This window comes from Brevibacterium sp. 2SA (genome assembly GCF_005502845.1).
Lineage (GTDB): Bacteria > Actinomycetota > Actinomycetes > Actinomycetales > Brevibacteriaceae > Brevibacterium.
The window spans coordinates 147162-158310 of the sequence record NZ_SCMW01000001.1 but is presented as its reverse complement, the minus strand read 5'-3'; the positions used below and the strand labels follow the sequence as shown (position 1 = coordinate 158310).

Annotated in this window: 9 protein-coding genes; all 9 read right to left on the bottom strand. The window is 68.0% G+C overall.

Translation table 11 applies throughout. The features are described from left to right. Positions 1-49: 49 nt before the first annotated feature. The gene (gene secG, locus FFS20_RS00680; RefSeq protein ID WP_137824009.1) at positions 50-295 is read right to left on the bottom strand and encodes a preprotein translocase subunit SecG; all 246 of its coding nucleotides are present in this window, start codon (positions 293-295) and stop codon (positions 50-52) included. A gap of 44 nt (positions 296-339) precedes the next feature. Next, positions 340-1125 (bottom strand): triose-phosphate isomerase, encoded by a 786-nt coding sequence (gene tpiA / locus FFS20_RS00675; RefSeq protein WP_137824008.1) that lies wholly within the window; start codon positions 1123-1125, stop codon positions 340-342. Between the two features lie 12 nt (positions 1126-1137). Then, positions 1138-2358 carry a phosphoglycerate kinase gene (locus FFS20_RS00670; protein ID WP_137824007.1) on the bottom strand — a complete coding sequence of 407 codons (1221 nt, stop codon included), beginning with the start codon at positions 2356-2358 and terminating at the stop codon, positions 1138-1140. Continuing rightward, complete coding sequence (gene gap / locus FFS20_RS00665; RefSeq protein WP_137824006.1) at positions 2355-3356, bottom strand: type I glyceraldehyde-3-phosphate dehydrogenase; 1002 nt, start codon at positions 3354-3356, stop codon at positions 2355-2357. Before gap ends, FFS20_RS00670 begins: the two co-directional genes overlap by 4 nt. A 9-nt stretch (positions 3357-3365) precedes the next feature. Beyond that, positions 3366-4349: a DNA-binding protein WhiA gene (whiA, locus tag FFS20_RS00660; RefSeq protein WP_137824005.1), complete on the bottom strand. Its 984-nt coding sequence runs from the start codon at positions 4347-4349 to the stop codon at positions 3366-3368. Between the two features lie 26 nt (positions 4350-4375). Next, complete coding sequence (yvcK, locus tag FFS20_RS00655; protein ID WP_137824004.1) at positions 4376-5371, bottom strand: uridine diphosphate-N-acetylglucosamine-binding protein YvcK; 996 nt, start codon at positions 5369-5371, stop codon at positions 4376-4378. Position 5372: 1 nt separating this feature from the next. Further along, on the bottom strand, positions 5373-6257 hold the full coding sequence (gene rapZ / locus FFS20_RS00650; protein WP_137824003.1) for an RNase adapter RapZ: 885 nt from the start codon (positions 6255-6257) through the stop codon (positions 5373-5375). A gap of 150 nt (positions 6258-6407) precedes the next feature. Continuing rightward, entirely contained in the window at positions 6408-8270 is a 1863-nt protein-coding gene (gene uvrC / locus FFS20_RS00645; RefSeq protein WP_137824002.1) for an excinuclease ABC subunit UvrC, read from the bottom strand. After that, a complete protein-coding gene (uvrA, locus tag FFS20_RS00640) occupies positions 8263-11142 on the bottom strand; it encodes an excinuclease ABC subunit UvrA (protein WP_137824001.1) in 2880 nt (959 codons plus the stop codon). Before uvrA ends, uvrC begins: the two co-directional genes overlap by 8 nt. Positions 11143-11149 lie beyond the last annotated feature (7 nt).

Sequence of the window (11149 nt, the reverse complement as noted above, 5' to 3'; positions counted from 1 at the left end):
ACGGTGAGGGCCTTCGTCGGTTCTGCGCTTCGTCGGGTGGTCCGCCCGCTCAGCTGTTGAAGCGCGTGATGAGTCCGAGGAGGATGATCGACGCACCCCAGACGATCGCCATGAGCGCGGTGAACCGGTTGAGGTTGCGCTCGGCGACGCCGGAGGACCCCAGCGAGGAGGACATGCCGCCGCCGAACATGTCGGACATGCCGCCGCCCTTGCCCTTGTGCATGAGGATGAGCAGGGTGAGGAAGATGCTCGTGAGGACGAGCACGCCGATGAGTACGTAGGTCAGTATTTCCACGTCGAGTTCAACCTGTGTTTCTGTCAGAGGATTTGGGGTTCAGTCTACTTGCCGACGGCGGCCTTGCACAAAGCGGCGAAGTCGGGCCCGCTCAGGCTCGCACCCCCGACGAGTGCGCCGTCGACGTCGTCGGAGACGAGGATGTCGGCGACGTTGTCGGTCTTCACCGACCCGCCGTAGAGGATCCGCGTGGTGTCGGCGAGGCTGTCGCCGTACTTCTCCCGCAGGCGACCGCGGATCGCCGCGGCCATCTCTGCGGCATCAGCGGCCGTCGCCGTCTTCCCCGTGCCGATCGCCCACACGGGTTCGTAGGCGACGACGAGCCCGCTGAGCTCCTCGGCCGAGAGGCCGGACAGCGAGTCGTCGAGCTGGCCCAGGGTGAAGTCGACGTGGGTGCCGTCCTCGCGCTCGGCCAGGGACTCGCCGACGCAGACGATGGGGGTGAGGTCGTGGCCGAGCGCGGCCTTGACCTTCGCGGCGACGACGTCGGAGGTCTCGTGGTTGTCGGCGCGGCGCTCGCTGTGGCCGACGACGACAAACGAGCAGCCGAGGCGGGAGAGGAACGACGCGGCGATCTCCCCGGTGTGCGCGCCCGGTTCGTGGCGGGACACGTCCTGGGCGCCGTAGCGCAGCCACAGTTTGTCGCCCTGGACGAGCGTCTGCACGGAGCGGATGTCGGTGAACGGCGGGACGACGACGACCTCGAGCTGGGAGTCGTCGAGCTTGGCGTCCTCGAGTGCCCACGCGAGCTTCTGGACTGTCGAGATCGCCTCGAGGTGGTCGTGGTTCATCTTCCAGTTGCCGGCGAGCAGCAGTGTGCGGTCAGTCATGGTGGGTCGTCCTCACGCGAGAGCGTCGATGCCGGGCAGGGTCTTGCCTTCGAGGTATTCGAGGCTCGCCCCGCCGCCGGTGGAGATGTGGCCGAATTCGTCGTCGGAGAAGCCGAGCGCCCGCACCGCGGCCGCGGAGTCTCCCCCGCCGACGACGGTGAGCCGGTCGGCTCGCGCCCCCTCGGCGGTGGCCGTGAGGGCAGCGGCCACGGTCTTCGTGCCCGCGGCGAAGGCCGGGAACTCGAAGACGCCCATGGGGCCGTTCCAGAACACGGTCGCGGAGTCGGCGATCACCTCGGCGTAGGCCCGTGCGGTGTCGGGGCCGATGTCGAGGCCGAGTCCCTCAGCGCCGGCCGGGGTGTCCTCGAGGCGGTCGACGGGACGCACCCAGTTCTCGGCGTCGGGGGCGAAGGCGGCGGCCATGACGATGTCGGTGGGGAGCATGATCCGCGCCCCGCCCTTCTCGGCACGGTCGAGGTAGCCCTTGACATCGTCAATGCGGTCCTTCTCGACGAGGCTCGCACCGATGTCGTGGCCGAGCGCGGCGAGGAACGTGAAGACCATGCCGCCGCCGATGAGGAGGTTGTCGGCGCAGTCGATGAGGTTGTCGATGACCCCGAGCTTGTCGGAGACCTTCGAGCCGCCGAGGACGACGGTGAAGGGCCGCTCCGGCGAGTTGAGGAGACGGTCGCTGACCTCGACCTCGGCCTGGACGAGCGAACCGGCATAGTGCGGCAGGAGCTGCGCGAGTTCGTAGACCGAGGCCTGCTTGCGATGGACGACGCCGAATCCGTCGGAGACGAAGTCGTCGGCGAACGCCGCGAGCTGCTCGGCGAATGCGCGCCGTTCGGTCTCGTCCTTCGAGGTCTCCCCCGGGTTGAACCGGAGGTTCTCGAGGAGGAGGACGTCCCCGTCGCCGAGCGCTGCGACCTTCGCCTGCGCATCCTCACCGACGGTGTCGGAGGCGAAGGCGACGTCGCGGCCGATCGCGGCGGCGAGTTCGCCGGCGATCGGGGCGAGCGAGAAGTGCGGGTCGGGTTCGCCCTTCGGGCGGCCGAGGTGGGAGATGACGATCACCCGGCCCCCCGCCTCGGCGAGGGATCGGATCGTCGCCGCGGATGCGAGGATGCGTCCGCTGTCAGTGATCGTCGTCCCGTCCATGGGAACGTTAAGATCGCTGCGGACGAGCACCGTCCGGTGGGCGAAGATCTCCGGGTCCGTGAATGTCCTCATTGGGGCCTTTCGCGCAGAAGGTAGCTGACCATGTCCTTGAGTCGGTTCGAGTAGCCCCACTCATTGTCGTACCACGCGACGACCTTGACCTGGTCGCCGAGGACCATCGTCAGCTCCGAGTCGGCGATCGCCGAGGCGGTGGTCCCGACGATGTCCGTGGAGACGAGGGCCGCCTCGGTGTAGTCGAGGTAGGGCGAGTCCTCTGCGGCGGCCTTGAGGATCGCGTTGACCTCGTCGCGGGTGACCGGCTTCTTCGGGGTGAAGGTGAAGTCGATGATCGATCCGGCGGGCACGGGCACCCGGATCGCGAAGCCGTCGAGCTTGCCCTCGAGGTGGGGCATGACCTTGCCGACGGTGCGGGCGGCGCCGGTCGTCGTCGGCACGATGTTGATCGCGGCCGCGCGAGCGCGGCGGAGGTCGCGGTGCGGACCGTCGACGAGCTTCTGGTCGCCGGTGTAGGCGTGAACGGTGTTGAGCAGTCCGGATTCCACGCCGATCGCGTCGTCGAGGGCCTTGACGACTGTGGCCATGCAGTTCGTCGTGCACGAGGCGTTGGAGACGACTTCGTGCTTCTCCGGGTCGTACGTCTCCTCATTGACGCCCATGACGAATGTCGCGTCGACATCCTTGCCGGGAGCGGAGAGGACAACGGTCTTCACGGACCCGCCGAGGTGGGCCTCGGCCTGGTCGCGGCGGGTGAAGATGCCGGTCGATTCGACGACGAGTTCGACGTCCTTCGCGGTCCACTCGATGTCGGCGGGGTTCTTCTCCGAGAAGACGGCGATCTCACGGCCGTCGACGATGAGCGAGTCCTCCCCGGCCTCGACGGTGTGGTCGAAGCGCGGCCACACGGAGTCGTAGGCGAGCAGGTGGGCGAGCGTCGCAGTGTCGGTGAGGTCGTTGATGGCGACGACTTCGAAGTCGGCACCGGGTTCGAGGGACAGGCGGAAGAGGGCGCGACCGATGCGGCCGAAGCCATTGATTGCGATTCGTCTCATGCTCGAATCCTATCGGTCTTCGAGCATGTCGGGAGTGAGACTTGCTTCAGTCCCAGGAATTCCCAATTCTTCCGCCCGCTTGTCCGCCGTCGACAGCAGCCGCCGGATGCGTCCGGCCACGGCGTCCTTCGTCATCGGCGGGTCGGCGAGCTGTCCGAGCTCCTCGAGGGAGGCCTGTTTGTGGGTGACGCGCAGCTGCCCGGCGTAGCGGAGGTGTTCGGGCACGTCCTCGCCGAGGATCTCCAGCGCCCGTTCGACGCGAGCGCCTGCCGCCACGGCGGCCCGGGCGGAGCGGCGCAGATTGGCGTCGTCGAAGTTCGCGAGTCGGTTGGCCGTCGCCCTGACCTCGCGGCGCATCCGCCGCTCCTCCCACACGAGGACCGCGTTGTGAGAGCCCATGCGCGTGAGCAGAGCGGCGATGTCGTCGCCGTCGCGGATGACGACGCGGTCGACGCCGCGGACCTCGCGGGCCTTCGCGCTCAGGCCCAGCCGCCGAGCGGCTCCGACGAGTGCGAGTGCCGCCTCGGGGCCGGGGCACGTGACCTCGAGGGCGGAGGAGCGGCCGGGTTCGGTGAGTGAGCCGTGGGAGAGGAAGGCCCCGCGCCAGGCGGCCTCGGCATCGGCGACGGAGCCGTTGACGATCGCCGAGGGCAGACCGCGCACGGGTCGGCCGCGGTTGTCGACGAGCCCGGTCTGGCGGGCCAACGCCCCGCCGTCGCGGGTGACGCGCAGCAGGTAGCGGTTGGAGCGGCGGATGCCGGCGGCGTTGATGACGACGATGTCGGCGAACTGGCCGTAGAGATCCTTGATCTCGCTGCGCAGACGCTTCGCGGCCTGCGCGGTGTCGAGTTCGGCTTCGAGCACGATCGAGCCGTTGACGAGGTGGAGGGCGGAGGAGAAGCGGAAGATCGAGGACACTTCGGCCTTCCGAGCCGAGGTGCGGGTGATCTTCACCCTCGCCAGCTCATCCTTGACCTGAGCGGTCAATGCCATTGTTCGTCCTCCTGCACGGATCGGTCCTACCACTGCTCGTCGACGTCGATCCCGGCGTCAACCAACATGTCACGGTAACATGCTGCGAGCTTGAGGCTGTCATGCTGCCCTGCCCGCCGGGAGCTGAGCGGATGCACGCGGAGTTTGGCGTCGAACATCTCCCGCGCATGGTGCTCGAGCTCCGGTTCGGCGACCACGGACGCCTCGTCGACGAGCACGTAGTCGAGGGTGAGGGCGGGCGCGTGGCGGTGCAGCGACATGAGGTGCTGACCGAGGCTGAGGTCCCTCGTCTCCCCGTCCGAGGACGAGAGGTTGAGCGTGAGGGATTTCACCGCGTTCGACCGCACGATCGCATCGGCGAGGGAGGGCACGAGCAGGTGCGGCATCACCGAGGTGTACCACGAGCCGGGACCGAGGTTGAGGACCTCCGCCTCGGCGACGGCTTCGACGGTCTCATAACGGGCCGGCGGATCCGCGGGGTCGAGGCGGACGGATTCGACATGACCGCGGGTCGAGGCGAGCACCGACTGTCCGCGCACAACCTGGAACGAACCGGGGAACTGGACGTCGGCTTCGATCGTCAGCGGCACCGAGGACATCGGCAGCACGCGGCCGTGGGCGCGCAGCAGCTTCGCCATCCAGTCGAGGCCTGCCACGTGGTCGCCGTGGATCTGCCAGAGGGCGGCGATGAGGAGGTTGCCGACGGCGTGGCCGTTGAGCTCCCCGCTCGATTCGAAGCGGTGCTGGATGACGTCGCGCCACGTCTTGCCCCAGTTCCCGTCGTCGCAGAGCGCGGCCAGAGCCATGCGCAGGTCCCCGGGCGGCAGCCCGCCGAGCTCGTCGCGCAGCCGACCGGAGGAGCCGCCGTCATCGGCGACGGTGACGACGGCCGTGAGCGATTCGGTGAGCAGCCGGAACGCGCGCAGCGCGGCGTAGAGACCGTGACCGCCGCCGAAGGACACGATCTTCGGACCCTTGTTGATGACGGCCGGGGTGATCTGCGGGAGATCCTCGGTCTCCATGTCATTCCCTCCCCAGGTCGCGATGGCGCACGGTGACGGGAATGCCGGTGCGGGCGGCCAGGCCCTTCGCGATGCGTTCGCTGATCGCCACCGACCGATGCTTGCCGCCGGTGCAGCCGATGCCGATGAGGGCGTAGCCGCGGCCCTCCCGGAGGTAGCCCTGCGCGATCGTGTCGAGGGTGGCGGTGTAGCGTTCGATGAACTCCTCGGCGCCGTTCTGTCCGAGCACGTAGTCGGCGACATCGGAGTCGAGCCCGTTGTGTCCGCGCAGATGGGGAATCCAGTACGGATTGGGCAGGAAGCGCACGTCGGCGACGTTGTCGGCGTCCTTGGGCAGGCCGTACTTGAAGCCGAAGCTCATCACCGTCAGCCGCAGCGGCGGGGCGTCGTCGGCGCTGAAGCGCTTGCGCACCTCGGCGCCGAGCTGGTGGACGTTGAGGTCGGAGGTGTCGATGATGATGTCGGCACGGTGCTTGAGGGATTCGAGGGCCTCACGTTCGGCTTCGATCCCCTCGAGGAGGGTCCCCTCCCCCTGCAGCGGGTGCGGCCGGCGGGTGGATTCGAAACGGCGGACGAGGACCTCGTCGGCGGCGTCGAGGTAGAGGATGCGCAGCGACAGCCCCTGGTCGAGGAAGTCGGAGATCGTGTCCTCGAGCTCCGTGTACTTCGCCCGGCCCTTCGAGTCGGTGACGATCGCGATCTTCGGCACGGCGCCGTCGGCGCGGGCGACGAGTTCGACGAGGGTGCGCATCATCTGCGGCGGCAGGTTGTCGACGACGTACCAGTCGAGGTCTTCGAGGACGTTGGCCACGGTGGTCCGCCCGGCCCCGGACATGCCGGTGACGAGGACGACCTCGATGGGGTGGTCGTCGGCCTGTGTGGTCATGCGTCCTCCTCGTGTCCCCGGCTCCGAGCGACCGCGCACGGTCGCTCATATCGAACACTACTGTAGAGCACGCCCACGGGGCGTCGATCTCAGTGCCCGTTCAGCTCGGGGTGCTGGGGCTCGGGGTGCTGGGGCTCGGCGTGCTGGGGCTCAGTCCGTCTGCAGGGCCGCGGCGATCTTCTCCGCCAGGGCCGGTCCGATCCCCTTGACCTCGCAGAGCTGCTCGACGCTGGCCGCCCGCGTCCGCTTCACCGAGCCGAAGTGCTTGAGCAGCGCCGTCCGCTTCGCCTCGCCGAGGCCGGGGATCTCGTCGAGGACGGAGCTCGTCATCGCCTTCGCCCGCTTCGACCGGTGGTAGGTGATCGCGAAGCGGTGCGCCTCATCCCGCAGGCGCTGCATGAGGAAGAGTCCCTCGGAGTTGCGCGGGAGGATGACGGGGAACGGGTCGTCGGGGACCCAGACCTCCTCGAGGCGCTTGGCGAGGCCGACGACGGAGATGTCGACGATGCCGAGGTCGTGCAGCGCCCGGGTCGCCGCGGCGACCTGGGGTCCGGCGCCGTCGACGACGAGGAGACTGGGGCGGTACCCGAAGCGGTCGTCGGGTTCGTCGGACGCCATCTGCTCGAGGTAGCGGCTGAAGCGCCGGGAGACGACGTCGTACATCGAGGCGGTGTCGTCGGTCGCCGCCTCACCATGGATCGCGAAGTGCCGGTAGTCGCGCTTCTTCGCCAGGCCGTCCTCGAAGACGACGAGGCTCGCGACGACGTTCGAGCCCTGCGTGTGGGAGATGTCGATGCACTCGATGCGCAGCGGCGCCTCGGGCAGGTCGAGGTGCTCCTGGATCTCCTTGAGCGCGGTGCTGCGGGTCGTCAGGTCGGAGGAGCGCTTGAGCTTGTGCTGGACGAGCGCCTCCTTCGCGTTCTTCGTCACCGTCTCGAGCACGGCCTTCTTCTCGCCGCGTTCGGGCACCCGGACGGTGACCTTGGCTCCGCGCTGTTCGCTCAGCCAGGCTTCGAGCGAGTCGAGGTCGGCGGGCACGGTGTCGACGAGGATCTCCTTGGGGATCGCGTCGGCGTCGAGACCCGTGTACGCCTGCCGGAGGTAGTCGGTGGTCAGCTCGGCCGGAGTGTGGTCGTCGGAGCGTTCGATGATCCACCCGCGCTGCCCGCGGATGCGCCCGCCGCGGACGTGGAAGACCTGGACGGAGGCTTCGAGCTCCTCGGTGACGAGGGCGAAGACATCGCAGTCGGCGGACACGGAGAGGACGACGGCGGACTTGTCGAGGACCTTCTGCAGTGCGGTGAGCTCGTCGCGCAGCCGCGCCGCCTGTTCGTAGTCGAGGTCGGCGGCTGCGGCCGCCATCTCCTTCTTCCGCTCGCTGATGAAGCGTCCCGTATTGCCGGACATGAAGTCGACGACGCTGCGAGCGAGGTCCCGATGCTCGTCGATGCTGATCGCGCCGACGCACGGGGCAGCGCATTTGTCGATGTACCCGAGCAGGCACGGTCGACCTCTGCGTTCGGCACGGCGGTACACCCCCGGGGTGCACGTGCGCATGGGGAACGCCTTGAGGAGGAGATCGAGAGTGTCCCTGATCGCCCACACCTGGGCGAACGGACCGAAGTACTTCACGCCCCGGCGCCGTTTGCCGCGGGTGATGAACGCCCGGGGCACCTCATCGTTCATCGTGATCGCCAGATACGGGTAGGACTTGTCGTCGCGGAACATGACGTTGAACCGCGGATTGAATTCGTTGATCCACGTCCACTCGAGCTGGAGCGCCTCGACCTCGGTGTCGACGACGGTCCATTCCACCGAGGCGGCGGTGTGGACCATCGTCGAGGTCCGCGGGTGCAGCTGCGCGGGGTTGGCGAAGTACGAGTTGAGCCGGTTCCGCAGGTTCTTCGCCTTGCCGACGTAGATCACCCGCCGGTCGGGGTCACGGAACTTGTAGACCCCGGCCGAGGTGGGAATGCTGCCGGTGGCCGGACGGTAGCTCGCGGGATCAGGCATCGAGCATCTCGGCGAGGAAGCGCCCGGTGTGGTTGGCGGGGTTCTTCGCGACCTCCTCCGGGGTGCCTTCGGCGACGACCTGACCGCCGCCGCGACCACCCTCGGGGCCGAGGTCGATGACGTAGTCGGAGTTCGCGATGACATCGAGGTTGTGCTCGATGACGATCACGGAGTTCCCCTTCTCCACGAGCCCCTGGAGGACGTGGAGGAGCTTCGAGATGTCCTCGAAGTGGAGACCGGTCGTCGGCTCGTCGAGGACGTAGACGGTGCGACCGCGGGAGCGCTTCTGGAGTTCGGCGGCGAGCTTGACGCGCTGCGCCTCACCGCCGGAGAGCGTCGTCGCGGGCTGACCGAGCCGGACGTAGCCGAGTCCGACGTCGACGAGGGTCGACAGGTGCCGGGAGATCGCGGGGATCGCAGCGAAGAACTCCGCGGCCTCCTCGATCGGCATGTCGAGCACCTCGGCGATCGTCTTGCCCTTGAACGTCACCTCGAGCGTCTCCCGGTTGTACCGGGCTCCCCCGCACACCTCGCACGGGACGTAGACGTCGGGGAGGAAGTTCATCTCGATCTTGATCGTGCCGTCACCGCTGCAGTTCTCACAGCGTCCGCCCTTGACGTTGAAGGAGAAGCGGCCCGGCTGGTAGCCGCGGACCTTCGCGGACTCGGTCTCGGCGAAGAGCCTGCGGATGTGGTCGAAGACTCCGGTGTACGTCGCCGGATTCGACCGCGGGGTGCGGCCGATCGGCGACTGGTCGACGTGGACGACCTTGTCGAGGTTCTCCAGCCCCGTCACCCGCTTGTGCCGACCGGGCACGCGGGACGCGCCGTTGAGGACGTTCGCCATCTGCGTGTAGAGGATCTCGTTGACGAGCGTCGACTTGCCGGACCCGGACACCCCGGTGACCGCGGTGAGGACGCCGAGCGGGAAGGAGACGGTGAGGTCGCGGAGGTTGTTCTCGCTCGCCTTCTCGACGGTGACCATCCGTTCGGGGTCGATCGGCCTGCGCACGGTGGGGATCGCAATCGACTTGCGCCCGTCGAGGTAGGCGCCGGTGATCGACCGCTCGGCGTCTTTGAGCCCGGGGACCGGACCGGAGTAGATGACCTCTCCCCCGTGTTCGCCGGCGCCGGGGCCGATGTCGACGATCCAGTCGGCCGCGCCGATCGTGTCCTCGTCGTGTTCGACGACGATGAGGGTGTTGCCGAGGTCCTTGAGCTTGATGAGCGTGTCGATGAGACGGCGGTTGTCCCGCTGGTGGAGGCCGATCGACGGCTCGTCGAGGACGTAGAGGACGCCGACGAGGCCCGAGCCGATCTGCGTGGCCAGGCGGATGCGCTGGGCCTCACCGCCGGAGAGCGTCCCGGCGGCGCGGTTGAGACTGAGGTATTCGAGGCCGACGTCGAGGAGGAAGCCGAGCCGGGCGTTGATCTCCTTCATCACCTGCGAGGCCACGGCGGCGTCACGTCCGCTGAGCTCAAGTCCGGAGAGGAAGCCGGCCGCCTCGTCGAGAGCGAGCTCGGCCACCTCGGCGATCGATCGGTCACCGACCTTGACGGCGAGGGCCTCGGGCTTGAGCCGGGTGCCGTTGCACGAGGCGCACGGGATCTCGCGCATGTACGACTCGTAGCGCTCACGCGACCAGTCGGACTCGGTCTCGTCGTGTTTGCGCTGGATGTACTGGAAGACGCCCTCGAAGCCCGTCGAGTACGTCCGCTCCCGGCCGAAGCGGTTGCGGTACTTGACGTGGACCTCGTAGTCCTTGCCGGTGAGGATCGCGGTGCGCTGTGCGCTCGTGAGATCCTTCCACGGGGTCTTGAGCGTGAAGCCGAGCTCGTTGCCGAGCCCGGTGAGCAGGCGGTTGAAGTACTTCGACACCTGCTTGCCGCCCGACCACGGGGCGATCGCGCCGGCGCCGAGGCTGAGGTCCTCATCGGGGACGACGAGGCTCTCATCGACCTGGAGCCGGGTGCCGATGCCGTCGCACGTCGGGCACGCGCCGAAGGGCGAGTTGAAGGAGAACGTCCGCGGTTCGATCTCGTCGATCGTCAGCGGATGCTCGTTCGGGCACGACATGTGCTCGGAGAACGTGCGGGTCACACCTTCGTCGACGAGGTCGACGTCGATGCGGCCGTCGGCGAGTCCCAGAGCGGTCTCGACCGAGTCGGTGAGACGCGGACGCATGCCCGGCTTCGCGACGAGGCGATCAACGACGACGGAGATCGTGTGCTTGTACTTCTTGTCCAGGGTCGGCGGGTCGCTCAGGCTGATCTGCTCACCGTCGACGATGGCACGGGAGAAGCCCTTGGCCTGCAGGTCGGTGAAGAGGTCGACGAATTCGCCCTTGCGCAGGCGCACGACGGGCGCGAGGACGAGGAACTTCGTCCGCTCCGGCAGCTCGAGGAGCTGATCGACGATCTGCTGCGGGGTCTGCTTCGTGATGACCTCTCCGCAGATCGGACAGTGCGGCACGCCGATGCGCGCCCAGAGGAGGCGGAGGAAGTCGTAGACCTCGGTGATCGTGCCGACCGTCGACCGCGGGTTGCGCGACGTCGACTTCTGATCGATCGACACCGCCGGGGAGAGTCCTTCGATGAAGTCGACGTCGGGTTTGTCCATCTGGCCGAGGAACATCCGGGCGTACGACGACAGGGATTCGACGTACCGGCGCTGGCCCTCGGCGAAGATCGTGTCGAACGCCAGCGACGACTTGCCCGACCCCGAGAGTCCGGTGAAGACGACCATGGAGTCGCGCGGCAGCGCGATCTCGACGTTCTTGAGGTTGTGCGCGCGGGCGCCCTTGACCCACAGCGTGTCGAGATGGGACACGCCGGAGGGGTTCTGCGCGCTGTTCGCACTGTTCGTTTTCATCACCTGT